Here is a 25,570-nt window from a genome sequence, read left to right as displayed (position 1 = left end):
AACGCATCGTGACGATGAAATGGTCGGGAAGGCCCCCTCTCCGGGAGAGGCCGCCGGCGCGGATGCGCCGGCGACCTCGGCCACCTGGCTGAGGGTTAGCCAAGTGGTTTGGGGAACTGGCGTGAAAGGGGGAAACACGCCAATGGGCGCCCGCACGCTGCGTGGAGGGGAAAGCAGCATGCGATCGCGTGACCGCCCAATGCCAAAAACCGAGTGATCGATAAAACGGATTAGTTTGCACACACTGATCGATTACGCCGCTTATTCACCGGGTAATAAGCTTGGGGCGGTTTGCGTCACCGCCGCGGGGACCCTAATCGGGGGATCGAGTCCGCGGACGCATGGAAGATACGGGAATGAGCGATCCATTTGAACATCATGACGAAATCCATGGCGAGTCGCGTTCCCAGCTGCGCGTTCCGGTCGCCATCGAAGGCGGCGTGGCCAATTCGACGATCGGACGCCGCCCGGCGACGCTGGTCGACCTGTCGAGTCGCGGGTGCCGGATCGACTGGCCGTTCGGCGCGACCGTCGGCATGGTCGTGGTGCTGAAGATTCCCGAACTCGCCCCGATCGGCGCGCGCGTGCGCTGGCGGACCGCCACGCATATCGGCCTGTCGTTCAACACGCCGCTGCATCAATCGGTGCTGGACCGGATCGTCGCCGCGCACCGCCCCTGACGCGGGCTATTTCGCGGCGTCGTAATTCCCGGGTCCGGGATGGAGCCTGAGGCGCTGGACCCTGCGCCCGTCGGCGGCGACGATCTCCAGTTTCCAGCCGCTGTCGTGGACCAGCTGCTCCCCCGCCTTGGGCACCCGTCCGGCGAGCACGAAGGCGAGGCCGCCGAGCGTTTCGACATCCTCCTCCACCTCCGCCAGCCGCGGATCGATCGCTTCGGCGACATCCTCCAGCTCGGCGCGCGCATCGGCTTCCCAGCTGCCGTCGTCGAGCGGGATCAGCAGCGCCTCCGGCGCCTCGTCATGCTCGTCCTCGATCTCGCCGACGATTTCCTCGATCAGGTCCTCGATCGTCACCAGCCCTTCGGTGCCCGAATATTCGTCGAGCACGACCGCCAGATGCGTGCGGCTGGCGCGCATCTGGGCCAGCAGGTCGAGCACGCCCATCGCCTGGGGCACGTAAATGGGCTGGCGCAACAGCACGGTGATCGACTCCGGCGGCGGTTCGCCGCGCGCCAGGATCGCGAACACGTCCTTGACGTGGATCATCCCGATCACATGGTCCAGACGCTCGCGATAGACCGGCAGGCGGCTGTGTCCGGCCTCGGCAAAGATCCGGACGAGGTCGGCGAACGGGGTCTGCGCCTCCACCGCGATGATGTCGGCGCGCGGCACGCCGACGTCGCCGGCGTCGCGTTCACCGAAATGCAGCAGGTTGCGGAGCATCTGCCGCTCGATCGGGGCAAGGTCGCCGGCGACGGGCGTCCCCTCCTCCTCCTCGTGATCGGTGATGACTTCCTCGATCCGGTCGCGCAGCGTCTCGGCCGATTCCTCGCCGAAGATCAACGCCCGCAATCCCCGCCAGATGCCGCCGCTTTCGGGCGGCCTGCTAGAGTCGCCGTTGCCGGCGCCGCTACTGGAACCTTCTGACATGAATCGGGTCAGTCCTCGCTGATGGGATAGGGGTCGTGCAGGCCAAGCGCCGCCATCACGTCACGCTCGATCGCTTCCATCGCCCCGGCTTCCGCTTCGCCCATATGGTCATAGCCTAGCAGATGGAGGCAGCCATGGACAATCAGATGCGCGGCATGGTCGCGCACCGCGACGCCGCGCTCGGCCGCCTCGCGCGTGCAGACGCCGTATGCGAGCACGATGTCGCCCAGAATGACCTCGCCATCCCCCGCATTGACGGTGACGGTGTCGAGCAGATCGGGCTGGATCATCGGAAAGGACAGCACGTTGGTCGGCTTGTCCTTGTGCCGATACTGCCGGTTGAGCGCCTGGACCTCTTCGTCGGAGGTCAGCCGCACCGCCAGCTCGATCACCGGCGCGTCGCCCCCGGTCCATCCGGCAAAGGGCGTGCGCGAGATCGCCGAAACCGCGGCCGTGTGGGCCAGCACCTCCCAGTCGCCGTCTTGCCCCGGCGTATCGGGCCAGGGTGATTCGACCAGGGCAGCGACGTCCAGCATCCATTCGGCTCCGCATCCTCGGGGCGGGTCGATCCCGTCCGGCCGCGCCGCAACCACGGGCGCACCGAGCGCCATAGGCGAAAGCGCCGCGGATGTTGAGACGCGAGAAGCCGATTGCTTCCCCCGGCCAAGCCGATAGCTTGGTCATCCGGGGGTGATGTTCGGCCAGTGCAGATCAAGCGGCTCAGACTGTCGGGGTTCAAGAGTTTCGTCGATCCGGCCGAATTGCGGATCGAGCCGGGGCTGACCGGGATCGTCGGGCCCAATGGCTGCGGCAAGTCCAACCTGCTCGAGGCGCTGCGCTGGACGATGGGCGAGAACAGCGCCCGGTCGCTGCGCGGATCGGGCATGGACGACGTGATCTTTGCCGGCACCGCGACGCGGCCCGCCCGCAGCTTCGCCGAAGTATCGATGCTGGTCGAAAGCGAAGGCGATGCCGACGGCACGGGGACGGGCGAGACCGAGGTCGTCCGCCGCATCGAACGTGGCACCGGATCGGCCTATCGCATCAACGGCCGCGACGTGCGCGCGAAGGACGTCGCGCTGCTGTTCGCCGACGCCGCGACCGGCGCGCATTCGCCCGCGCTGGTCAGCCAGGGGCGGATCGGCGCGGTGATCGCCGCCAAGCCCGCCGAACGCCGCCAGATGCTGGAGGAAGCCGCCGGCATCTCCGGCCTGCACGTCCGCCGCCGCGACGCCGAACAGCGCCTGCGCGCGACCGAGGCCAATCTGGCGCGGCTGGGCGAGGTGATCGCCGACCAGGACGCGCGCATCGCCGCGCTCAAGCGCCAGGCGCGGCAGGCCGAGCGTTATCGCGCGCTGTCCGACGACATTCGGATCGCGGAGGCGCGGATGATCTTCGCCCGCTGGCGCGATGCCGCGCGCGCGGCCGACGCCGCCAAGGCCGAAGCCGCCGCCGCCGAAGCGCAGGTCGCGCAGCGTCAGGCGGCGCTCAACGACTGCGAGGCCGCCCAGCTTGCCGCCGTGGCAGCACTGGCCCGCCTGCGCGCTGCGGCGCTGAGCGCGCACGACGCCGCGACGGAGGCGCGCCACCGGCTCGACACGCTGCGCGCCGAGCAGGCCGATGTCGCGCGCCGGATCGCCGAAGCCGCCGCGGCGCGCGAACGGGTGGCCGAGGACCGGGCGCGCGAAGGATCGCTGGCCAGCGACGCCGCCGAGGCGATCGCGCGGCTGGGTGGCGAGGCGAAGGAGATCGACGCGCGGCTGAAGCAATCGGCCGGCGGCCTGCCGCTGATCGACGCGGCGCTGGGCGTCGCCGAACGCGAGGCGCGCGACGCCGAAGTGGCGCTGGCCCAGGCGCTGGCGGCACAGGCGCGCGATGCCGCGGAGATTCGTGTCGCCGAAGCCGCGCGCGCCGCCGCACGCGCGCGGGTCGAGCGGGCCGAGCGCGAGGTGCAGCGGATCGACGCCGAACGCCGCGCGCTGCCCGCCGCCGAACCGATGGTCGCGGCGCGCGACGCGGCACGCACCGCGCGGGCGAACGCGGCGCAATCGGGGGACGCCGCCGCCCGGCAGCTGGACGACGCCCAAACCCGCGAACAGGCCGCCACCGATGCGCGGCAACGCGCGCAGGCCGCTCAGGCCGCCGCCGCCGCACAGCTCGCCGCCGCCGATGGCGAGGCCGCCGCGCTGCGCCGCGATCTGGCGACGGGGGACCGCGACCGCCTGATCGATCGCGTGCGCGCCGAGGCGGGGTTCGAGCGCGCGCTGGCAGCGGCACTGGGCGACGACCTGGATGCCGGGCTGGATCCGGCGTCGCCGCGCTATTGGGCCGGCGCGACCGCCGCCCCCGACGACCCGCCGCCGCCGCCGGGCACCGCCCCGCTGTCCGCGCATGTCGAGGCACCGGCGGCACTGGCCCGGCGGCTGGCGCAGATCTTCGTCGCCCCCGGCGATGTCGGCCAGCCCCTTGCCCCCGGCCAGCGTCTCGTCACGCCCGACGGCGTATTGCGGCGCTGGGACGGTTATGTCGCGCGCGCGAGCAGTGCGGCGGCGGCCGAGCGGCTCGAACGCGCCAACCGGCTGCGCGCGATCGAGGCCGGGCGGCCGGACCTCGCGGACGCGGTCGCACAGGCGGCGGCGGCACTCGGCACGGCGGACACCGAATTGGCACGCGCGCGTCAGGACATTGCCGAGGCGCGCCGCGCAATCGACGCCGCCGAAACCGCTGCCCGCGCCGCCGCCCGTGACGAGGACCGCGCCGCCGCGCAGATCGAGCGCGGCGAGGCACAGCGGGTCGACCTGTCGGCCCGGCAGGCGCGCGCGACGACCGAACTGGAAGATGCGCGCGCCGAGCATGCGCGTGCCGTCGAACAGGTCGCCGGGCTTCCCGATGGTCGCGACGCGGCGGCACAGGTCGACGCGCTGACCGGCCAGGCGCAGGCGCGGCGCGGCGCGGTTGCCGCCGCCCGCGCCGAACGCGCGGCTGCCGATGCCGCGATTGCCCGCGACCGCGAACGGCTGGCCGCCGCGCAGGCCGAGCAGCGCGGCTGGAACCAGCGGGCGGGCGAAGCGGCGCGGCGGATCGCCGAGATCGACCGGCGCGCCGCCGCGCTGACCGATGCCGAGGCAAGCCTGGCGACACGGCCCGACCAACTCGAGCAGGCGCTGGCGAAGGCGGAGGCACAGGCGCGCGCCGCGATCGACGCCGCCGATGCGGCCCGCGCCGCCGAAGCGGTGGCCGACGCCGATGTGCGGCGCACCGAGACCGCGCTGCGCGCCGCGGCCGAGGCCGCATCCCAGGCGCGCGAGGCGCGGGCGGGCGCAGTGGCGCGCGCCGAGAACCAGGAGCTGCGCCGCGTCGAGATGGGTCGGCTGTCGGGCGAACGCTTCGAATGTCCGCCGCCGCTGCTGCCCGAACGCGTCGGCTTCGCGGCGGACACGGTACGCACGCCGGGCGACGAATCGGCGCGGCACGAACGGCTGGTGGCCGAGCGCGAGCGGATCGGCCCGGTCAATCTGGTTGCCGAGCGCGAGCTCATCGAGCTGGAGGAAGCCCGGGCCAGCCAGGCGCGCGAGCAGGCGGAGCTGACCCAGGCGGTCAACCGGCTGCGCGGGTCGATCGGCACCCTGAACCGTGAGGGGCGCCAGCGGCTGCTGGCGGCGTTCGAGGCGGTCAACGGGCATTTCGAGCGGCTGTACGCGACGCTGTTCGGCGGCGGGGCGGCGCACCTGGCGCTGATCGACGCCGACGACCCGCTCGAGGCGGGGCTGGAGATCATGGCGCAACCGCCGGGCAAGAAGCTGCAGTCGCTGACGCTGTTGTCCGGCGGCGAACAGGCGCTGACCGCGGTGGCGCTGATCTTTGCGCTGTTCCTGACCAACCCGGCGCCGATCTGCGTGCTCGACGAGGTCGACGCGCCGCTCGACGACGCCAATATCGACCGTTTCTGCGACCTGCTCGACCATATGGTGGCGGTCACGCGCACCCGTTACCTGATCGTCACCCACAATGCCGCGACGATGAGCCGGATGCATCGCCTGTTCGGCGTGACGATGGTCGAGCGCGGCGTCAGCCGGCTGGTGTCGGTCGATCTGGGCGGTGCGGAGACGCTGCTGGCGGCGGAGTAGGCGCGAGTCGACTGGGTTCGACGCGCCGAGAGGGATTGTCCGCCACGCTTGCCAAAAAGGGTCTCGTCACCCCGGCCTTGTGGTCCAGCCCGCCAGGCGCGCTGGGGCGCGCCCCCGTCAATTTCCCGCGCGGTAACGCTGCTCGGCTTCGATCATGTAATCGCGGGTCAGCGGCAATGCGGTGCGCGAGCGCGAATATTGCAGCTGGTAGTTGACGATGCGGCCGTGGCGAAAGCTGACGCACGAGCCCGCCAGATAATATTGCCACATGCGCAGGAAACGCTCGTCATAGAGCGCGATGATCTGGTCCTTGGCGGCGGCGACGCGATCATACCAGGCCTGGAGGGTATGCGCGTAATGGAGACGCAGCACCTCGATATCCGTCGTGAACATGCGGTTGTCCTCGTTCGCGCGGACGATTTCGGACAGGGCCGGGATGTAGCCGCCGGGAAAGATGTACTTCGCGGTGAAATGGTCGGTGACGCCGGGGCCGTCGAGGCGGCCGATGGTGTGGAGGAGCATCACGCCATCCGGCGTCAGCAGTTCGCGGCACTTGTTGAAGAAGGTCCGGTAATGCGGCGGGCCGACATGTTCGAACATGCCGACCGAGACGATGCGGTCGAAGGGCCCGGCGACCGCGCGATAGTCGATCAGCTCGAACGTCACCTGGTCGGCCACCCCGGCTTCGGCGGCGCGGCGCTGTGCGACCTTGAGCTGTTCCTCCGAGAGGGTGATGCCGTGGACGCGCGCGCCCGTCTTGGCATTGAGATACAGCGCCATGCCGCCCCAGCCGCAGCCGATGTCGAGCACGCGCATGCCCGGTTCGAGCGCCAGCTTGGCCGCGATATGCGCCTTCTTGTCCGATTGCGCCTGTTCGAGGCTGTTGGCCGGATCGGTGTAGTAGGCGCAGCTATACTGGCGGTCGGCGTCGAGGAAGAGGTCGTAGAGCCGGTCGGACAGGTCGTAGTGATGCGCGACGTTGCGCTTCGACCGGCGTTCCCAGTTGATCCGGTCGAGCCGGCGGACGATGTTGGCGCGCGCCTGGCTGATCGCGCCGGGGCGCAGCACGACGCGGCCGTCCTCCCACGGATTGTTCGCGCTGACCAGGTTCAGGAGCGCCATGATGTCGCCCTGTTCGATGATCAGCCGTCCGTCCATAAACGCTTCGGACGATCCCAGGCTGGGATCGCGCACGATCGCGCCGGCGACGCCCTTGTCGGCGAAGCGGATCGTCACTGCGCCCAGTTCCGGGTCGGGCGTGCCGAACTTCTTGGTCTTGCCGCCGGGATAGATGACGGTCAGTTCGCCGCGCTTGACCGCGCGGGCGAAAAACAAATCGATCAGTGCCATGCCGGGGGTGCTAACCTGTCCAATTCCGTTGCGCCAGCGCAAGCTTTCTCAAATGCCACCGTACCATTCATAGCCGGCGGCATCTTCCCAATAGCCGCCCTTGCCGCGATAGATGCCCGAAAGCGAGGACACGGCCTCGATCCGCTCGATATATTTGGCCTGCTTGTAGCCGAGCTGGCGCTCGACGCGCAGGCGCACGGGCGCGCCGTTGGGCACGCCCAGGAGATGGTCGTTGAGCGCCCAGGCAAGGATCGTCTGGGGGTGGAAGGCATCGACCAGGTCGATCGATTCATAATAGGGTCGCCGCGATGCGCCGTATAAGTCGGCGCAGTGGAAGACGAGATAGCGCGCGCTGTCCTTCAGCCCCGCGACCTGCAGGATCGGCCCCAGCTTTGCGCCATGCCATTTGCCGATCGCGCTCCACCCCTCGACGCAATCGTGCCGGGTGATCTGGGTGCGCGACGGCATCTGGCGCAGCTGCGCCATGCTGAGCGACAAGGGCCGGTTGACCAGCCCGTCGACGCGCACCCGCCAGTCGGCGAAGTTGCCGGCGACATGGGCATTATACGCATCGGTATTGGGGTTGCGCGTTCCGTTGGCACGGAACACCGGCGACATCTGTTCCGGGCGAAATTCCTTGGCCAGCGCGTTGCGCGCGGTCAGCGAACGCTGGATACGGAAATGCGCATCCTCGCCCTCAAACAACAGGTCGCGGAACGTGGGATTGTTGCCGAGCGCGTCGCAGCCGGCGAGCAGCGCACCCGCGCCGGTGGCAAAGCCAGTCAGCATGGTGCGGCGGGTCAGGATACGGCTCATGCCTGCGGCTCCTCATGCGCGATATGCAGCCGGCCGGTGATCATCGACCGCACTTCGTTGAACGCGCCCGCCAGAGTGACCAGCGCCAGATGCACGATGATGAAGCCGATAATGCCGAGCATCGCGATGAAATGGAGCGATCGCGCCGATTGCCGGCCGCCGAACAGGTCGACGAGCCAGGGCCATGCCGCGTTCATCCCCGGCGACATGGCGAGCCCGGTGAAGATGACCAACGGGATCAGGACGAAGATCGCGACGGCATAGGCGATTTTCTGCAGCACGTTGAACGCCGCCGGATTGGCGGGGTCGTGAAAGCGGAACGCCCAGTGTTCCTTGATATCGGCCCACAAATGACCCGGCGTCAGTTCGCGCGCGCGGATCCGCATGTCGCGCTGGAAATGCCGGTTGACCAGGCTGGCGACCATGAAGATCAGCAGCCCGAAGCCGAGGATCAGCGCGAAGCTGAGATGCCAGCGTCGCGCAAGCGCCAGATTGTAGGTGGACGGTATGGTCAGCCAGCCCGGAAAGCGCCCGCCGGCAAACCAGTCGCCGACGCGGAACCACGGCGTGTCGAGATTGGCGCCATATTGGCCCCAGTACAGCTGGGGATGGGCATTGAGGATCATCAGCCCGGTGCCGATCATCACGAAGATCGTCACCGCATTGATCCAGTGCCACAGTCGCGTGGCGAGGCGGTGGCGATAGACGGATACGCGCATGGGCCCCGGTTCGTGTGCGTGGGGGGAAGCGGTTACATCGGAACCCGCCATGGCCGCGTCGTCCGGTGCGGTTTTCGTCGCCATCCCTCCAGTCCCCTTCAGAGGCGAGCCTAGATCAAAATTGCGGTTGCAGCAGGGGGCCCGCCGCAGCGACATCAGAATAGGGCAATATTCGGAAAATAGGCGCGCAAAAAGAAGATCGCGGTGGTCACGCAGGTGACGACGATCGTCCAACCCCGGATCAGCGCCGGGGCCAGCCGCTTGCCCAGTGCCGCGCCGCCATAGCCGCCGGCGGTCGCCCCGATCAGCATCGGGACGCACAGCCCCCAGGAAACGATGCCGGCGAACACGAAGATCAGCGTCGCCGCGGCATTCGCGATCGCGAGCATCAGCGTGCGCGCCGCCATCAGCCGGTGCGGCATCACGCCGGCGAGCAGCCCCCAGGTCGCGGTCATCATCAGGCCGACGCCACCGCCGAAATAGCCGCCATAGGTGCCGAGCAGCGCCTGGGCGACGACCAGCGTGCGCGGTCCGATCGTCAGGCGGGCGTGCAGCGCCGCACTCGCCCGCCGGCCGAAGAGCAGCGCGAGCGTCGCGATCAGCAGCAGCCAGGGGATGAGCAGGTCGAAGACCCGCGTCGGCGTCGCGACGAGCAGCAGGCTGCCGATCAGCCCGCCGGCAAAGGTCACCATGCCCAGCGCACGAACCGACAGGCCGCCGATCGGCTCAAGCCCCGTCCGGTACGACCATGCGCTGGCGATCGCGCCCGGTTGCAGGGCGACGTTGCTCGTTGCGTTGGCGACCGGGGCGGGAAGGCCGAGCGCGACCAGCGTCGGCATGGTGGCAAAGGTGCCGCCCCCGGCCAGCGCGTTCATCGCGCCGCCGAGCAATCCGGCGAGCGCGGCGAGCAGGGAGGCGGTGACCGGGTTCATGCGGGCTCCGATAGCGGATCAGGGCCGCGCGGCAATGGTGCGCGCCCGCGCTGTTTCAACTCCGGGACACCCCAGCCGTCAGGCCAGCGAAGGCTGGCCTCTCGTGCCGTCAGTGCGCGCAAGTGGCATGAGGCCCCAGCTTTCGCTGGGGCAACGTGGCTCTGGATCAGGTTTCGGCGCGGCCGCGCCGGTCAACCCTGGGCGCTGGCCGGACGACGGCCGCCGCCACCGCCACCACCGCGGCCGCGACGATTGCCGCCGCCGCCGCGATTGCCGCCGGGGCGACCGGCACCCGCCGGCTGCGCCGCATGCGTGGCACGCGGACGGCGCGGGCCCTGTTGCTGGCGCGGGCGTTCGGGGCGTTCGGCGGGGATCGGGCCGACCCGGCTCGACTTGATCCGATCCGCCTCCGCCTGGAAGTTGGCGGGCAGCGGCACGACCGAGATCGACTGGCGGGTCAGCTTCTCGATGCTGCGCAGATAGGGGCGCTCATCCTCCGCGCAGAACGCAAAAGCGATGCCGGTCGCGCCGGCACGCGCAGTGCGGCCGATGCGGTGGACATATTGTTCGGCGACATTGGGCAGCTCGAAATTGACGACATGGCTGACCCCCGACACGTCGATGCCGCGCGCGGCGATGTCGGTGGCGACCAGGATCGGCACCTTGCCGGCACGGAACTCCGCCAGCGCCTTTTCGCGCTGCGGCTGGCTCTTGTTGCCGTGGATCGCGTTGGACGCGATGCCGTTCGACGCCAGCAGCTTCACGACGCGGTCGGCACCGTGCTTGGTGCGGGTGAAGACGAGCGCGCGGTCGATCTCGTTCTTCTGGAAGAACAAGGTGAGCAGCGCCTGCTTTTCCGCCTGGTTGACGAAGGTGACATATTGTTCCACCCGCTCGGCGGTGGTGGCGACCGGCGCAACCTTGACCTCGACCGGATCGGTCAGGAACTTGTCGGCGAGGTCCTTGATGTCCTTGGGCATGGTCGCCGAGAAGAACAGCGACTGGCGGTTCTTGGGGAGCATCGCCACGATCTTGCGAAGCGTATGGATGAAGCCCAGGTCGAGCATCTGGTCAGCCTCATCGAGCACCAGGATCTCGAGGTCGCCCAGGCTCATGCAGCGCTGTTCAATGAGGTCCATCAGCCGGCCCGGGGTGGCGACCAGGATGTCGACACCCGCCGACGTGTCGCGGCGGTTGCGCGCGATCGGTACGCCGCCAAACACGGTCGCGACGGTCAGCTTGGTAAATTTGGCATAGGCGCGCGCGCTGTCGGCGATCTGGCTGGCCAGTTCGCGCGTGGGGGCGAGCACCAGCATCCGGCAGCGCATCGGCTTGCGCCGTTCATTGGCCTTGACCAGATTGTCGATCGACGGCGCGATGAAGGCCGCGGTCTTGCCGGTGCCGGTCTGGGCGATGCCGAGCAGGTCGCGGCCGTCGAGCAGCGCGGGGATCGCTTGGCGCTGGATCGGGGTGGGGTCGGTGTAGTTCTTGGACGCAAGCGCGTCGAGCACGGCCTTGGAAAGGCCAAGCGACTGGAATGTCATAAAAGTTCCTGAATATAGGTCGGCTGCGCCGCGCACAGACGCACGACGGCCGGGGTCGAGATTGACGACCCGCGTGACTAGGGAAGCCGGTGGAGCAAAAGGGCCGAGCCGGGGCGAGAATGTCGCCCGATCACGCTGCATGAGGCCGTGCTGCGACGCGGCAAATAGGCGCACGCGCCCGGAAAGTCAAGGTTGACGGGGGAGGATGCCGTCGGGCCCCACGGTGAAATGTGTCACCGCACCGGCGATCGTGTCGAACAGCGCCGGTTCGGTGCCGGTCATCCACACCTGGCCCAGACCCGCCAGCCGATCGAACAGCGCGGCGCGTCGGACGGGGTCGAGATGCGCGGCGACTTCATCGAGCAGCAGCACCGGCGCGCGCGCGGTGCGGCGGGCGACCAGCGCGGCGTGGGCCAGCACGATACCGATCAGCAGCGCCTTCTGCTCGCCGGTCGAGCAGAGATGCGCGGGCTGATCCTTCTCACGATGCGTGACGGCCAGGTCACAGCGATGCGGGCCGGACAGCGCCCGCCCGGCGGCGCGATCGCGCGCGCGACCCCGCGCCAGTTGGTCGAGCAACGCCGCGGCGTCGCCCTGCCAGCCGGTGAGTTCGAGCGCGGCGCTGGGGAAGGGTGCCGCGCCGGCGGCGTCCAATTCGGCCTGAAGCAGCGCCAGCGTCTCGCGCCGCGCCGCATCGATCGCCGCGCCATGTTCGGCCATGCGCCGCTCCAGCGCGGCGAGCCAGGCCGGATCGGCCGGACGATCGTCGGCAAGCAGCCGGTTGCGCTCGCGCATCGCGGCTTCGTAGCGTGTCGACTGCACCCCGTGCCCGGACGCGAGCGCCAGCGTCAGCCGGTCGAGGAAGCGACGACGATCGCCGGCCGCGTCGACGAACAGCCGGTCCATCGCCGGGGTCAGCCAAAGTACCGTCAGCCGCTCGGCAAGCGCGCTGGCCGGCGCCGGCGCGTCGTTGATCCGCACGATCCGTCGTTCGGGCGCGGCGGCTTCCGCCCCGGTGGCGATCGACACGCCGTCGCCCAGCATCGCGGCAACGCCGAAGCCGCCCGGGCCGTGCTGGCGCGCCATGTCGCCAAGTGCGGCGCGCCGCAGGCCGCGACCGGGGGCAAGCAGCGAAATCGCCTCCAGCACATTGGTCTTGCCCGCGCCATTGTCCCCGGTCAGCACCACGCGACCCGGCCCCGGCATCAGCGTGGCGAGCGCGTGGTTGCGAAAATCGGTGAGCCGCAGGCGCGTGAGCATGAATTCGTCCCTAGAGCGTTTCCGCAGCGCGGGGAAACGCGTCACGCGACCGACGTCGCGACAGCCGGACCCGATCGATGCGTCTTTGCGCCGACCATGCCGCGCGGCATCGGCAACGCGATCGTGGCGGGGGCGAAACCAACCGCCCCGCCGCGGGTTTCATGAGGTTACAGCTGAACAGGAAAAGACACGATGCCGATTCGGAACCCCGCCCGTACCGCGATGATCGCGCTTGCGCTCATGCTGGTGGCGGGCGGCTGTACCCCGCCAACCCCGCAGGAACGGCAGGCCGAACAGATTCGCGACACCGCCGAGGCGCAGGCCGACGCGATCGAGGCCGAGGCGGAGGATCGCGCCGCGAAGCTCGAGGCCGAGGCGGAGGCGATGCTCAACCAGGCCGGACAAAGCGGTAATTACGACGCGCGACGCGCCAAGGTCTATGCCGAGGCCAAGCGCGCCGACGCGCGGCTGGTTCGCGAGCAAGCGGAAGCAAAGGCCCGCGCGATCCGTGATGCGGGCCGGGCAAGGGCGAGCGCGCTGCTGGCGAAGTGAAGGCTGTCGACTGCCTGCGCCTGGAGGCGCGTCGAGCCCCGGATCACTCCGCGTCGGCGGCGCGTTCGGCAGCGGCGGGATCGACCGAGGGCGCGCCCGGGGCTGCGGTGGCGTTGTCGGCCAGATCACCGGTCGAGCCCGCGTCGGCGACATTCGCCTCGGCATCGGTCGCCGCGTCGGCGGCCGGCGCCGCGGGCAGCGGCAGGTTCGAGCCCTGGCTGTTCAGATAGGCGATAACGTTGGCGCGTTCCTGCGGGTCGGACAGGCCGGCGAAGCTCATCTTGGTGCCCGACGCATATTTGCGCGGGCTGGTCAGCCAGGCGTTGAGCGCATCGAAATCCCACGGGCCCCCAACCGCCTTGAGCGCGTCGGAATAGGCGAAGCCCGCCACCGCCGCGTGCGGCTTGCCGACAATGCCGTGCAGGTTGGGGCCGATGCCGTTCGCGCCGCCGGCGTTGATCGAGTGGCATGACGCGCATTTCTGAAAGCTCGCCTGGCCCGCAGCGACATCGGCGCTGGCCAGCAGCGTCGCGATCGGCACTTCGGCCTCGCCACCACCCTCGCCGCCCGCCTCGACGCCGGCGATCGGATAGCCCATTTTCTCCGGGCGCTCGGATTCGAACACCATTTCGCTGCCGATCGTCAGGCCGAGTGCCGCGACGCAGCCCGCCAAAACCCATCCAGCGATCGTGTTCGTGCGACTATCCATGTTGTGAGAACGTCCAATCAAAGCCCATCGGGAAAGTGGTGCCCCTTTAGTAAAGGCTTTTGTGCACCGCAAGCCGAGCTTGCGTCCCCCTCCACGGGCCGATAGGCGGTCAGCCCCATGTCCGGACCCTCCGCGCCCGCCGTCCAGAGCTATGCCGCGCCCGCGCGCCCGATCATCGCCGCGATGACCGCCGCCGCCGCCGCCGATCCCGCGCGCGCGGTCGCATTTCAGGGCGCACCGGGCGCGAACAGCCATGTCGCGCAGCAGCTGGCCCTGCCCGACGGGCTGCCGCTCCCCTGTTTCAGCTTCACCGACGCGATCGATGCGGTGCGCGACGGGCGGGCGGGCCGCGCAATCATTCCGATCGAAAATTCGCTCCACGGGCGCGTCGCCGACATCCATTTCCTGCTGCCCGAATCGGACCTGTTCATCACCGGCGAGACCTTTCTGCCGATCCGCCACGCGCTGATGGCGAGCGGGACGATCGACGAGGTGCGCCAGGTGATGAGCCACGAACAGGCGCTGGGCCAATGTCGCCACTGGTTACGCGCCCGCGGGATCGCTCCCCTCGCCTATGCCGACACGGCGGGTGCCGCCGCCCTGGTCGCCGAGCGCGCCGATCCGGCGGTCGGCGCGCTCGCTCCGGCGGCGGCGGCCGCGCTCTACGGCCTCAACCTGCTGGCGGACGATATCGCGGATGCCGGGCACAACACGACGCGCTTCGTCGTGCTGGCCCGTGCCGCGGGGACGATTGAGCCCGCACGCGACCAGATGACGACCTTCATCTTTGAAGTACGCAACATCCCCGCCGCGCTCTACAAGGCGCTGGGTGCCTTTGCCACCAACGGCATCAACATGACCAAGCTGGAAAGCTATCAGACCGGCGGCAGCTTCGCCGCCACGCAATTCTACGCCGATATCGAGGGCGCGCCCGGCGACCCGGCGGTCGACCGCGCGCTGGAAGAACTGGCCTTTCACACCAAATGGGTGCGGCTGCTCGGCACCTATCCGAGCGCGCGCCGACGGGGGTAGCGTTGCGAGGGCGCTTTGGTGGAGAGGCCCCACCCCAACCCCTCCCCTGAAGGGGAGGGGCTTTCAGTTTGTCACCCATTTGCCGTCGCCCCGGGCTTGACCCGGGGTCCCGCTGCCTCAGCCGTCGCAAGAGAAGCGGGGCCCCGGGTCAAGCCCGGGGCGACGAGATTGCATTAGGGCCATTCTGTCTCCTTGGTCCCCCTCGACAAGGCGCTCCCGATCGGCTGATCTGGCAGCCGGGTAATCGAGGGAGCGGGCGATGCGGGTGAGGACAGGTCTGGCGCTGGCATTGCTGCTTGCGGCTTCGAGTGCGCTGGCGCGGCCCCAGCCCCAGCCGGCGCCGCAATCCGCTCCGCAGGCCCAGCCCACCGCCGCCTTCACCTTTGAAGAAGTGATGATCCCGATGCGCGACGGCGCGCGGCTGCAGACGGTGATCATGCGCCCCGTCGGCAAATCGGGGCCACTGCCGATCCTGCTTCAGCGCACCCCTTATGGCGTGCCCGACGCGCCGCCGCCGCAAACCCCGCGCACGATGCAGTTCATGGCCGAGGACGGCTATATCCTGGTGTTCCAGAACATGCGCGGCCGCTTCAAGTCGGACGGCAAGTTCACCATGTCGATGGAATTGGCGCCGGCGGGGTCGAAGGCGGTCGATGAAGCGACCGACGCCTATGACACGATCGACTGGCTGGTGAAGCGCGTGCCCGCAAACAACGGCCGCGTCGGGATGTGGGGGGTCAGCTATCCCGGCTATGCCGCCGCGATCGCGCTCACCCGCCCGCATCCCGCGCTGAAGGCGGTCAGCCCGCAGGCGGCGTGGAACGACTGGTGGCTCAACGACGACCTGCATCGCTATGGCGCGATGCGGCTCACCTATGCGACCGACTGGCTTTACTCGCTGCAGCACAACAAGGAGAATGCCGAATTTCCCTATGGCAGCGGGTTTGTCGACAGTTACGACTTCTTCCTGAAGCTGGGGCCGGTCAGCAACCTCGACAGCCGGTATATGCGCGGCACCGTGCCGATGCTGACCGCGATGATCGCGCATCCCGACTATGACGACCACTGGCGTCGCCAACACTGGACCGACCGGCTTGGACGCACCACGGTGCCGACGCTCCACGTCGCGGGCTTCTGGGATCAGGAGGATCCGAGCGGCAGCTGGAAAATCTATGAGCAGATGGAGCAGGACGATCCCGACGGACTGAACCTGATGGTCGCGGGGCCGTGGAATCACGGCAGCTGGCGCTCGCCGGGCGACCGGCTGGGCAACATCCCGATGGGGGTCGAGAGCGGCACCGAATTCCGCCGTGATGTCGAAGCGCCGTTCTTTCGCTACTGGCTGCATGGCAAGGGCGCGCAGCCGCGATTCGAAGCGAAGATGTTCCAGAGCGGATCGTGGCAATGGCGCGACTATGCGCAATGGCCGCCCAAACCGCGCGAGATGCGCAACCTTTACCTGCACACCGACGGCAGCCTGTCGTTCACCGCGCCGGCCGACACGGCGTGCCGCGATTATGTCTCCGATCCGGCGAGCCCGGTGCCGTTCCGCGCGCGCCCGATCTCACGCACCTATCCCTCGCCCGAATGGCAATGGTGGGAAGCCGCAGACCAGCGGTTCGTCGACGGGCGGCCCGACGTGCTCACCTATGTCAGCGCGCCGCTGGAAAGCGACCTGACCGTCACCGGTGCGATCGCCGCGCGGCTGATGGCGGCGACCAGCGGTACCGACGCCGACATGGTCGTCAAGCTGATCGACGTCTTTCCCGACGACTACGAACCGGTGCCGGCCGACTATCTCAAGACGCTCAACGGCTATCAGCTGCCCGTGGCAATGGAGGTGCGGCGCGGACGCTGGCTCGACGGCAATGCGGTCGCCAAGCCGCTGGTCGCCGATCAGGTGCGCGCCTGGGACGTGCCGCTGCGCGATCATGACCATGTGTTCCGCAGGGGGCATCGACTGATGGTACAGGTCCAGTCGACCTGGTTCCCGGTGATCGACCGCAACCCGCAGACCTTCGTTCCCAATATCTATACGGCGAAGGCGAGCGATTTCCGCAAGGCGACGCATCGCGTGTGCGGCGGGTCCTATGTCGCGTTGCCGGTGATGTAAGGGGCGGGTGGACGCCGGGTGCGCCCGCGCGTCAGATCACGTCCCCGCTCAGCCGCTGACAGACCATGTCGAGCTGGTCGAGCGAGGCGTAACTAATCGTCAGCGTGCCGCCCTTGTCGCCATGCGCGATCCGCACCCCCAGGCCGAGTACGTCGCCAAGTTGTTGTTCCAACGCGGAAATATCGGCATCCGCGGTCGGATTGCGGGTCGTCCGGCGCGATTCGCCAGCACCCTGCCCGCCCGGCTTGGCGTCGCGCGCCAGCTTTTCGGTCTCGCGCACCGACAGGCCACGCGCGATGACGCGCGCCGCCAGCGCCTCCGGGTCCGGCGCGTTGACCAGCGCGCGGGCGTGGCCCATCGTCAGCGTGCCGTCGATGACGTGGCGCTGCACCTCGGGCGGCAGGTCGAGCAGGCGCATCAGATTGGCGACATGGCTGCGCGATTTGTGGACCAGCTTGGCCAGCGCCTCCTGGCTATGCCCATATTCCTTGATCAGCTTGGCATAGGCGTCGGCTTCCTCGATCGCGTTCAGGTCCTCGCGCTGGATATTCTCGAGCAGCGCGATTTCCAGCGTCTCGGCATCGTCGAGATCGCGGACGATCACCGGCACCTCGTGCAGCCGTGCACGCTGGGCGGCGCGCCAGCGGCGTTCGCCGGCAACGATCTGGTATTCCTTGCCGTGCGGACGCACGACGATCGGCTGGATCAGCCCGCGCGCCGCGATCGATGCGGCGAGATCGTCGAGCGCCGCCTCGTCGAAGAAGCGGCGCGGCTGGCCGGGGTGCGGCACCAGCGAGCCGACGGGCAATTGCCGCACGCCGCTCGCCTGAACCTGGCCGGTCGCGCCGGGTTCGTCGACGCGCTGGACATCGCCGAGCAATGCGCTCAGCCCGCGGCCAAGGCCGGGGCGGGGTTTACGGGCGGCGGGGTTGGTGGGCTCGGTCATGCGGCCTGGGCGGTCTTGGGCAGGCGATCGATCACTTCGCGGGCGAGCGCGATATAGGCCTCCGAACCCGCGCAGCGATGGTCGTAAATCAACGCCGGCATGCCATGGCTCGGCGCTTCGGACAGGCGAACGTTGCGCGGAATGACAGTGTCGAACACGACGCGGCCGAGCACCGCGCGGACATCATCGGACACTTGGTCGGTCAGCCGGTTGCGCCGGTCGTACATGGTCAGCACCACGCCCAGAATGGCCAGCCCGGGATTGAAGCGCGAACGAATGCGTTCGACCGTGCTCAACAGCTGACTCAGCCCCTCGAGTGCGAAGAACTCGCATTGCAGCGGCACCAGCAGCGAATGGCTTGCCACCATCGCATTGATCGTCAGCAGGCCCAGCGACGGCGGGCAATCGATCAGGATCACGTCCCAGCGATCGCTGCTGCGCGCGATCGCCTGGTCGAGCCGGTGAGTGCGCTGATCGAACTCGATCAGCTCGATCTCGGCGCCCGACAGGTCGACGGTCGCGGGCACGATGTCGAGGCCGGGCACGCGGCTGCGCACCGCGACGTCGTCGAGACCGACTTCGCCGATCAACAGGTCATAGCTCGACAGCTCGCGGTCGGCACGGCCGATGCCGAAGCCGGTCGAGGCATTGCCCTGGGGATCGAGGTCGATCAGCAGCACGCGCAACCCCGTCGCCGCGAGCGCGGTGCCGACGTTGATCGCGGTCGTCGTCTTGCCGACCCCGCCCTTCTGATTGGCAATGGTGATCACGAACATCGGGCGCTGATCTCCGTCGCGACGACGATCCGGGATTCCGGTTCGGTCAGGCTGGGTTCCACGTGGAACCGACCTTGCCATGTCTGTCGCGCCGCCGCCACCTCCGATTGCGCGCTCCGCCCCTTGGGGAGCAGCCACAAGGTCGCGGCCGTGCTGAGGTGCACCGCGTCGCGGAGCAATTCGGGCAGGCCGGCGACCGCGCGCGCGCTGATCACCGCGACCGGCGGATGCGCCACCTGTGCGATCCGGCGTTGGCTGACCTCGACCTGATCGAGACCCAGGGCGCGCGCCGTGTCGGCCAGGAACTCGGCACGGCGACGACGTGGCTCGACGAGCAGGACGGGCTGATCGCGCAGGATGGCGACGACGATGCCGGGCAGCCCCGCCCCCGATCCGATGTCGATCCAGGTACCGTGGCGATCTGCTGCGAGCGGCACGAGCTGTGCCGAATCGAGGATGTGCCGGCTCCATGCGGTCGCCACCGTGGACGGCGCGATCAGATTCTGGTGCGTATTTTCCGCGATCAGCAGGTCGAGAAACGCCGCCAGCCCTGTTTCACGTGAAACACCGAAACGTGCCCGGATCCACGCGCGCGCTGCCTCCTCTTTCACGCCGCACGTCGCCGATGATGCAGCAAAATCGCGGTCAGCGCAGCCGGGGTGATCCCGCGAACCCGCCCCGCGGCACCCAACGTCGCCGGTCGCGCGGCAGCGAGTCGCTCAACCATTTCCGCCGACAGGCCACGCACTGCGGCGAAGTCGAAATCGGGCGGGAGGCCGATCGCTTCGTTGTCTCGATAGGCGGCGACCTCTTCGTCCTGCCGCTCCAGATAGGGCGCATAGCGCGCATCCTCGATCAGTTCGGCGAGCACGGGATCGCGATCGGGGTCAAGCCCCGGCGCGACGTGCGCGACATCTACGCCCGGAAAGCGCAGCCATGCTGCCGCCGATCGACGCGCGCCATCCAGCGCGATGTCGGCGCCGCGCTGGCGCAGCTCGGACGCGGTGATCGGCCCGGCGAAGTGCGCGTCGAGCGCCCGGCGGTGGTCGAAACGCGCCTGCTGCCAATCCGCGCGCGGTGCGCTCAGACAACCCAGCGCCTGCGCGATCGGGCCAAGGCGGGTGACCGCATTGTCGGCGCGCAGCCGCAGCCGATATTCCGCACGCGCGGTCAGCATGCGATAGGGCTCGGTAACTCCCTGGGTGACGAGATCGTCGATCATCACGCCAAGATAGCTCGTGGCGCGATCGGCATGGAACGGTGCAACGCCGATCGCGTGGGCCGCGGCGTTGATGCCGGCAATCAGCCCCTGGGCGGCGGCTTCCTCATAGCCCGTGGTGCCGTTGATCTGGCCCGCGCAAAACAGGCCGGGCATCGCCAGCACCTCAAGCCCCGGGGTCAACGCGCGCGGATCGATATGGTCATATTCGACCGCATAGCCGGGCGTGACGATTTCGGCGTGCGCGAGCCCATCGATGCTGCGCAGCATCGCCCGCTGGACGTCGGTGGGAAGTGAGGTCGATATGCCGTTGGGATAGACGAGCGGCGTGTCGAGTCCCTCGGGCTCCAGAAAGATCTGATGACCGTCACGGTCGCCGAAGCGGTGGATCTTGTCCTCGATCGAGGGGCAATAGCGCGGGCCCGCCGCACCGATCGCGCCCGTGAAGAGCGGCGACCGGTCGAGCGCCGCGCGGATGATCTCGTGCGTCGCCGCATTGGTCCGCGTGATCGCACAGAATAGCTGCGGCAACGCCCGCCCCGATGTCGTCGGCGACATCGTCCACGGCTCGACGTCGCTCCGTTGCGATTCGAGTATGGCCCAGTCGATCGTCCGCCCATCGATTCGTGGCGGTGTCCCCGTCTTCAGCCGGGCCATCGGCAGACCCAGCGCGCGGAGCTGGAGGCCGAGCACGGTCGCCGCCCGCTCATCGACACGACCGCCCTCCCCGCGCTCCTCGCCACGGAAAATGCGTCCGCCCAGAAAAGTGCCGGTCGCCAGCACCACCGCCGGCGCCGACAGGTGCCGCCCATCACCCAGCTCGAGTCCGGCCACCCTCCCCCGCTCCACGATCAGCGCCGCCGCCTCGCCCTCGATCAGGCTCAGACCCGGCTGCGCGCGCAGCATCGCCTGAATCGCCGCTGCATACCGCACGCGGTCGGCCTGGACGCGTGGACCCTGAACCGCGGTCCCCTTGCTGCGATTGAGCATCCGGTAATGAATCGCCGCCGCATCGGAGGCGCGCGCAATCAGACCGTCGAACGCGTCGACTTCCCGGACCAGATGCCCCTTGCCCAGACCGCCGATCGCGGGATTGCACGACATCGCGCCGACCTTGCTCAGGTCGAAGCTGATCAGGGCGACACGCGCGCCCCGGCGCGCGGCGACCGCGGCCGCCTCGGTCCCGGCATGCCCGCCGCCGACAATGATGATGTCGAAGTTCTGAGTCATCGCCCCGCCCGCTACGCATTGGTCGCGTCGTCGTCAAAGCTGTTCCACGTGGAACATCGCCTATTTGCCGATGCAGAACCGCCCAAACAGCGAATCAAGCATCGATTCGACGCTGGCGCGCCCCGTCATGCGATCGAACGCGACGCGCGCGGCGCGCAGATCCTCCGCGATCAGGACCGGGTCGTCCTGAGCCACCGCTGACCGCAGCGCGAGCTCGACTTCGCTCAGCAAGCCGCGTTGCCGGTGGTTGAGCGCCACGATATCGGGGGCGGGCAACAGCCGGCGGGCGACTTGCTCGATCCGCGCCCATAGCGCACCGATCCCCTCCCCCGTTCGCGCCGACAGCACGAGCCGACCGTCCCTGGTCGGCCCTTGCCGATCCGGCATGTCGCTGCGCGGATGAACGGCGATGACCTCAGACGAGGATGCGGGCGGCGGCGCATCGTCGAGCCACAGGAGAATGTCGGCGCTGGCCATGGCATCGCGCGCGCGTGCAACCCCGATCGCTTCGATCGGATCGGCCGTCGCGGTGACCAGGCCCGCCGTGTCGGTGAGCACATAGGCGATGCCGTTGCGCACCAGCTGCGCCTCGATTCGGTCGCGCGTCGTCCCGGCAATGGGGGAGACGATCGCCGCCTCCCGCTCGGCGAGCGCATTGAGCAAGGTCGACTTGCCCGCATTGGGGGGCCCGGCGAGCACGACGCGTACGCCGTCGCGCAGGCGCTCGACCGGCGGCTGGGCCAGCACCGGCGCGATCGCATCGGCCAGTTCGGCGGCACCCGAACGCACGCCGTCGATCAGGTCGCGCTCGGCCAGGACATCCCCTTCGTCGCCGTGATCGAGCAGCGCTTCGATCATCGCGGCCAGGGTGAGCAGCCGGTCGGTCCATTGCTCGACGCGCTGGCGCAACGCCCCCTCGCTCATCCGCTGGGCCGCGCGCCGCTGGCCCTCGGTCTCTGCGGCAAGGAGGTCGGCGAGTCCCTCTGCTTCGGTCAGGTCGATCCGCCCCGCCGTCAGCGCGCGCCGCGTGAACTCGCCCGGTTCGGCCAGCCGAAATCCGGGCAGGCGCGCAAGCTCCGCCTCGACCGCGCGAATAACCGCGCGACCGCCGTGGAGGTGGAGTTCGAGCAGATCCTCCCCGGTCACCGTCGCCGGGCCCGCGAACCACAACAGGATCGCGCGGTCGAGCACCTCGCCCGCCGACCCGCCACGCCGCAACGTCGCCAGCGTCGCCCGGCGCGGGGTTGGCCGTGTCGTTAAACCCAACGCCGGAAACGCCGCGCCCGCGTCCGGCCCGCTGATCCGCAGCACCGCGATCGCCGCCGGCGGTGCGCCGCTCGACAGCGCATAGATGGTGTCCATCGCGCTAGTCCCGGCTCAACCCGTCTTGCTGCCCATCTCGAACATCTTGCGCCAGAAATTCATGCCTGCCTCGCCCATCGGCGCCCAGCTTTGCATCATCTGTTCAACCAGCTCGGGTGAGACGCCTTTATCCATGGTTTCCAATATGTTATTCACATATTTTTCGTGCACTGGGGTAAAGTCCGGCAGGCCCATCGCGCGCCGCGCCTCTTCCGGCGTGCATTCGATCTCGACGTTGATCTTCATGGTCTCTCCCTGCTTGAGCACGCGTCGCGCGGCCTGCTAGAGCGCAGTGGCATCGTTATGCGCGCGGGGGCGGGTGAACTGCAAATCTTGTCGACAGGAGCGATCATGTCCGAAACCCTCGCCATCCCCACGCTGGACGACAGCGCCCAATTCGATGCCTATGTCGCGCGCCCGGCGGCAACGCCGCGCGCCGCGATCATCGTGATCCAGGAAATTTTCGGCGTGAACGCGGGCATCCGGCGGAAATGCGACCGGCTCGCCGCCGACGGCTATCTCGCGCTCGCCCCCGACCTGTTCTGGCGGATCGAGCCGGGCATCGAGCTCGATCCCGATATCCCCGACCAGCTCCAGCGCGGGCTCGACCTGTTCGGCACCTTCGACCAGGACATGGGCATTCGCGACATCGAGGCGACGATCCGTGCCGCGCGTGCGCAGGTCGGCGGGGGCAGGGTCGGGGCGGTCGGCTACTGTCTGGGCGGACGGCTGGCCTATATGACCGCAACGCGGACCGACATCGACGCCAGCGTCGGCTATTATGCGGTCGCCATCGACCAGCTGCTCCATGAAAGCCATGCGATCGCGCGGCCGCTCATGCTGCATATCGCGGGCGAGGACGGCTTTGTCGACGCGGCGACGCAGGCGGCGATGCACGCCGGGCTCGACGCGCATCCCAAGGTCGTGTTGCACGATTATCCGGGCGAGGATCACGGCTTCGCCACCGAAATGGGCAAACGCCGGTCGGATGCCGCCGCACAGCTGGCCGACCAGCGCACCGCCGATTTCTTTGCCGAACATCTCGGCTGACGATCCGCCCGTCGCGCGCCCGGTCGGGCCGCGGCGGGCATGCCGTCACATGAAGAAGCTGGCGAGGCCCATCGTCTCGTCGGTTCCGACCCAGCCGTCATAGATCATCCGGCCGGCCACGATCACGATCACCGCCAGCCCGATATAGGCGATCCAGCGATAGCGATCGATGATCCGCGCGATCAGGTTGGCGGCCAGCCCCATCAGCGCGACCGACAGCAGCAGCCCGACGACCAGAATGCCCGGATGCTCGCGCGCCGCGCCCGCGACGGCAAGGACGTTGTCCAGGCTCATCGACACGTCGGCAACCGCGACCGCCCAGGCCGCACCGGCAAAGCTGCGTGCGGGGTTCAGCCCCGAATGCTCGTCGCCGCCGATCTCGGCCGAACCCGGATTGGGGGCCGTATGGCGAAGCTCGCGCCAGAATTTCCAGCTGACCCACAGGAGCAAGAGGCCGCCGGCAAAGATCAGCCCGACAATCCCCATCAGCCAGCTGACGACCAGCGCGAACGCGATGCGCAATACCAGCGCCGCGCCGATCCCGATCAGGATGACCTTGCGGCGCTGATCCGCCGGCAGCCCCGCGGCAAGCGCGCCGACCACGATCGCGTTGTCGCCCGCCAGCACGAGATCGATGGCCAGCACCGATCCGAATGCGGCCAGCGCGGCGGGTTCGGTGATGTTGGAAAAATCCTTGAGGATATTCGCCCAGATATCAGCGGGCGAACCAATCCCCTGTGCCCCGGCGGCCATGTGGAAGATCAGGTCGAGCATTCAGATTTCCTGTTGCAGATCGCGCCGTGCGGCGCTTCGACCGCCGTCCAACGCGCCAGATCGGCGATCGATGCGGCCGCGGCGCCGCCGATCGCTCACTGGTTCATCGAATCGAAGAAATCCTCGTTGGTTTTCGAATTCTTCATCTTGTCGAGCAGGAACTCCATCGCGTCGATGGTGCCCATCTGCATGAGGATGCGACGCAACACCCACATCTTGGACAGCGTGTCCTTCTCGACCAGCAGCTCTTCCTTGCGGGTACCCGACTTGCCGACGTCGAGCGCGGGGAAGATGCGCTTGTCCGCCACCTTGCGATCGAGGACGATTTCGGAGTTGCCGGTGCCCTTGAATTCTTCGAAGATCACTTCGTCCATGCGGCTGCCGGTGTCGATCAGCGCGGTCGCGATGATCGAAAGCGATCCGCCTTCCTCGATGTTGCGCGCCGCGCCGAAGAAACGCTTGGGCCGCTGCAGCGCGTTGGCATCGACACCGCCGGTCAGCACCTTGCCCGACGACGGGACCACGGTGTTGTAGGCACGGCCGAGGCGCGTGATCGAATCGAGCAGGATGACGACATCCTTCTTGTGCTCGACCAGGCGCTTGGCCTTTTCGATCACCATTTCGGCGACCTGGACGTGGCGCTGCGCGGGTTCGTCGAAGGTGGAGGAGACGACCTCGCCCTTCACGCTGCGCTGCATGTCGGTGACTTCCTCGGGCCGCTCGTCGATCAGCAGCACGATCAGGAACACTTCGGGATGATTGTCGGTGATCGCCTTGGCGATGTTCTGCAGCATCACCGTCTTGCCGACGCGCGGCGGCGCGACGATCAGCGTGCGCTGGCCCTTGCCCTGGGGCGACACGATGTCGATGACGCGCGCCGACTTGTCCTTCTGGGTCGGGTCGGACGGATCGAGGGTCAGCTTCGAATCGGGATAAAGCGGCGTCAGATTGTCGAAATTGACGCGATGCCGCACCGCATCGGGATCATCGAAATTGACCGAGACGAGCTTGGTCAGCGCGAAATAGCGTTCGCCGTCCTTCGGCGCGCGGATTTCGCCTTCGACGGTATCGCCGGTGCGCAGGCCGAACTTGCGAACCTGGTTGGGCGAGACATAGATGTCGTCGGGACCTGCCAGGTAGTTGGCCTCGGGGCTGCGCAGGAAGCCGAAGCCGTCGGGCAGCACCTCGATCGTGCCGACGCCCATGATCTGGTCGCCGTTTTCGGCCTGGACCTTCAGAATGGCGAACATCAGGTCCTGTTTGCGCATCGTCGACGCGCCTTCGACGCCCAGCGCCTCGGCCATCTCGACCAGCTCGGCGGGCGCTTTCTTCTTCAAATCTTTCAAGTGCATATCTGGAATCCGGGTGGGGATTGGATTGTGTATCGGGGGGAAAGCTTCAGTCGGCGGTACGGTTGCGCGCTGACGATGCTGGAGGAGGGACGCGGAA

At 68.5% G+C, this 25,570-nt stretch carries 23 protein-coding genes; 6 read left to right on the top strand and 17 right to left on the bottom strand.

Going from position 1 to position 25,570, the window contains the following annotated elements; all coding sequences use genetic code 11:
* Positions 1 to 356: 356 nt before the first annotated feature.
* Positions 357 to 680, top strand: a complete 324-nt coding sequence (locus tag GO308_RS11035; protein ID WP_066483190.1) for a PilZ domain-containing protein — start codon at positions 357 to 359, stop codon at positions 678 to 680.
* Between the two features lie 6 nt (positions 681 to 686).
* On the opposite strand, the gene GO308_RS11030 is transcribed toward GO308_RS11035, so the two are convergent.
* Positions 687 to 1,610 (bottom strand): hemolysin family protein, encoded by a 924-nt coding sequence (locus GO308_RS11030; protein WP_066483192.1) that lies wholly within the window; start codon positions 1,608 to 1,610, stop codon positions 687 to 689.
* 8 nt (positions 1,611 to 1,618) lie between these two features.
* Complete coding sequence (ybeY, locus tag GO308_RS11025; RefSeq protein ID WP_240885456.1) at positions 1,619 to 2,146, bottom strand: rRNA maturation RNase YbeY; 528 nt, start codon at positions 2,144 to 2,146, stop codon at positions 1,619 to 1,621.
* Positions 2,147 to 2,314: 168 nt separating this feature from the next.
* Here ybeY and GO308_RS11020 point away from each other — a divergent pair, with 168 nt between their 5' ends.
* Complete coding sequence (locus GO308_RS11020; RefSeq protein ID WP_240885455.1) at positions 2,315 to 5,737, top strand: AAA family ATPase; 3,423 nt, start codon at positions 2,315 to 2,317, stop codon at positions 5,735 to 5,737.
* A gap of 117 nt (positions 5,738 to 5,854) precedes the next feature.
* Here the strand turns inward: GO308_RS11020 and GO308_RS11015 are convergent, their stop codons facing one another.
* The 6 genes from GO308_RS11015 to recF all read right to left on the bottom strand — a co-directional run bounded on the left by GO308_RS11015 (position 5,855) and on the right by recF (position 12,358).
* Complete coding sequence (locus GO308_RS11015) at positions 5,855 to 7,087, bottom strand: cyclopropane-fatty-acyl-phospholipid synthase family protein (protein WP_066547181.1); 1,233 nt, start codon at positions 7,085 to 7,087, stop codon at positions 5,855 to 5,857.
* Positions 7,088 to 7,135: 48 nt separating this feature from the next.
* Positions 7,136 to 7,903 (bottom strand): molybdopterin-dependent oxidoreductase, encoded by a 768-nt coding sequence (locus GO308_RS11010; RefSeq protein WP_240885454.1) that lies wholly within the window; start codon positions 7,901 to 7,903, stop codon positions 7,136 to 7,138.
* A complete protein-coding gene (locus GO308_RS11005; protein ID WP_240885453.1) occupies positions 7,900 to 8,622 on the bottom strand; it encodes a cytochrome b/b6 domain-containing protein in 723 nt (240 codons plus the stop codon). The genes GO308_RS11010 and GO308_RS11005 overlap by 4 nt, the downstream gene beginning before the upstream one ends.
* A 155-nt stretch (positions 8,623 to 8,777) precedes the next feature.
* Complete coding sequence (locus GO308_RS11000; protein WP_240885452.1) at positions 8,778 to 9,554, bottom strand: sulfite exporter TauE/SafE family protein; 777 nt, start codon at positions 9,552 to 9,554, stop codon at positions 8,778 to 8,780.
* Between the two features lie 191 nt (positions 9,555 to 9,745).
* The gene (locus GO308_RS10995) at positions 9,746 to 11,098 is read right to left on the bottom strand and encodes a DEAD/DEAH box helicase (RefSeq protein WP_240885451.1); all 1,353 of its coding nucleotides are present in this window, start codon (positions 11,096 to 11,098) and stop codon (positions 9,746 to 9,748) included.
* A 186-nt stretch (positions 11,099 to 11,284) separates the two neighbouring features.
* A complete protein-coding gene (recF, locus tag GO308_RS10990; protein WP_240885450.1) occupies positions 11,285 to 12,358 on the bottom strand; it encodes a DNA replication/repair protein RecF in 1,074 nt (357 codons plus the stop codon).
* Between the two features lie 192 nt (positions 12,359 to 12,550).
* Here recF and GO308_RS10985 point away from each other — a divergent pair, with 192 nt between their 5' ends.
* Complete coding sequence (locus tag GO308_RS10985; protein WP_066544024.1) at positions 12,551 to 12,910, top strand: hypothetical protein; 360 nt, start codon at positions 12,551 to 12,553, stop codon at positions 12,908 to 12,910.
* 43 nt (positions 12,911 to 12,953) lie between these two features.
* On the opposite strand, the gene GO308_RS10980 is transcribed toward GO308_RS10985, so the two are convergent.
* Positions 12,954 to 13,619, bottom strand: coding sequence for a cytochrome c family protein (locus tag GO308_RS10980; protein ID WP_240885449.1), 666 nt, complete (start codon positions 13,617 to 13,619; stop codon positions 12,954 to 12,956).
* A 117-nt stretch (positions 13,620 to 13,736) separates the two neighbouring features.
* Here GO308_RS10980 and GO308_RS10975 point away from each other — a divergent pair, with 117 nt between their 5' ends.
* Positions 13,737 to 14,651, top strand: coding sequence for a prephenate dehydratase (locus tag GO308_RS10975; protein ID WP_066483224.1), 915 nt, complete (start codon positions 13,737 to 13,739; stop codon positions 14,649 to 14,651).
* Positions 14,652 to 14,910: 259 nt separating this feature from the next.
* Entirely contained in the window at positions 14,911 to 16,764 is a 1,854-nt protein-coding gene (locus GO308_RS10970; RefSeq protein WP_240885448.1) for a CocE/NonD family hydrolase, read from the top strand.
* 31 nt (positions 16,765 to 16,795) lie between these two features.
* On the opposite strand, the gene GO308_RS10965 is transcribed toward GO308_RS10970, so the two are convergent.
* Genes GO308_RS10965 through GO308_RS10940 form a run of 6 tightly spaced genes read right to left on the bottom strand, consistent with a single transcriptional unit; the run spans position 16,796 to position 22,543 of the window.
* Positions 16,796 to 17,710 carry a ParB/RepB/Spo0J family partition protein gene (locus GO308_RS10965; protein ID WP_066670352.1) on the bottom strand — a complete coding sequence of 305 codons (915 nt, stop codon included), beginning with the start codon at positions 17,708 to 17,710 and terminating at the stop codon, positions 16,796 to 16,798.
* On the bottom strand, positions 17,707 to 18,486 hold the full coding sequence (locus GO308_RS10960; protein WP_066483230.1) for a ParA family protein: 780 nt from the start codon (positions 18,484 to 18,486) through the stop codon (positions 17,707 to 17,709). The genes GO308_RS10965 and GO308_RS10960 overlap by 4 nt, the downstream gene beginning before the upstream one ends.
* Complete coding sequence (gene rsmG / locus GO308_RS10955; protein WP_240885447.1) at positions 18,477 to 19,097, bottom strand: 16S rRNA (guanine(527)-N(7))-methyltransferase RsmG; 621 nt, start codon at positions 19,095 to 19,097, stop codon at positions 18,477 to 18,479. The genes GO308_RS10960 and rsmG overlap by 10 nt, the downstream gene beginning before the upstream one ends.
* Positions 19,094 to 20,935 carry a tRNA uridine-5-carboxymethylaminomethyl(34) synthesis enzyme MnmG gene (gene mnmG / locus GO308_RS10950; RefSeq protein WP_240885446.1) on the bottom strand — a complete coding sequence of 614 codons (1,842 nt, stop codon included), beginning with the start codon at positions 20,933 to 20,935 and terminating at the stop codon, positions 19,094 to 19,096. Before mnmG ends, rsmG begins: the two co-directional genes overlap by 4 nt.
* Before the next feature lie 60 nt (positions 20,936 to 20,995).
* A complete protein-coding gene (gene mnmE / locus GO308_RS10945) occupies positions 20,996 to 22,297 on the bottom strand; it encodes a tRNA uridine-5-carboxymethylaminomethyl(34) synthesis GTPase MnmE (protein ID WP_240885445.1) in 1,302 nt (433 codons plus the stop codon).
* A gap of 15 nt (positions 22,298 to 22,312) precedes the next feature.
* A complete protein-coding gene (locus GO308_RS10940) occupies positions 22,313 to 22,543 on the bottom strand; it encodes a DUF6489 family protein (RefSeq protein ID WP_066483677.1) in 231 nt (76 codons plus the stop codon).
* A 105-nt stretch (positions 22,544 to 22,648) separates the two neighbouring features.
* Between GO308_RS10940 and GO308_RS10935 the strand changes: the two genes are divergently transcribed.
* Positions 22,649 to 23,347 carry a dienelactone hydrolase family protein gene (locus tag GO308_RS10935; protein WP_240885444.1) on the top strand — a complete coding sequence of 233 codons (699 nt, stop codon included), beginning with the start codon at positions 22,649 to 22,651 and terminating at the stop codon, positions 23,345 to 23,347.
* Positions 23,348 to 23,392: 45 nt separating this feature from the next.
* Here GO308_RS10935 and GO308_RS10930 read toward each other — a convergent pair whose 3' ends face one another.
* Positions 23,393 to 24,121 carry a TerC family protein gene (locus tag GO308_RS10930; protein ID WP_240885443.1) on the bottom strand — a complete coding sequence of 243 codons (729 nt, stop codon included), beginning with the start codon at positions 24,119 to 24,121 and terminating at the stop codon, positions 23,393 to 23,395.
* Positions 24,122 to 24,216: 95 nt separating this feature from the next.
* Positions 24,217 to 25,473: a transcription termination factor Rho gene (gene rho, locus GO308_RS10925; RefSeq protein ID WP_066483245.1), complete on the bottom strand. Its 1,257-nt coding sequence runs from the start codon at positions 25,471 to 25,473 to the stop codon at positions 24,217 to 24,219.
* Positions 25,474 to 25,570 lie beyond the last annotated feature (97 nt).

Source organism: Sphingomonas sp. SFZ2018-12 (assembly GCF_022496715.1).
GTDB lineage: Bacteria > Pseudomonadota > Alphaproteobacteria > Sphingomonadales > Sphingomonadaceae > Sphingomonas.
This window is presented reverse-complemented; position numbering and strand designations above follow the sequence as displayed.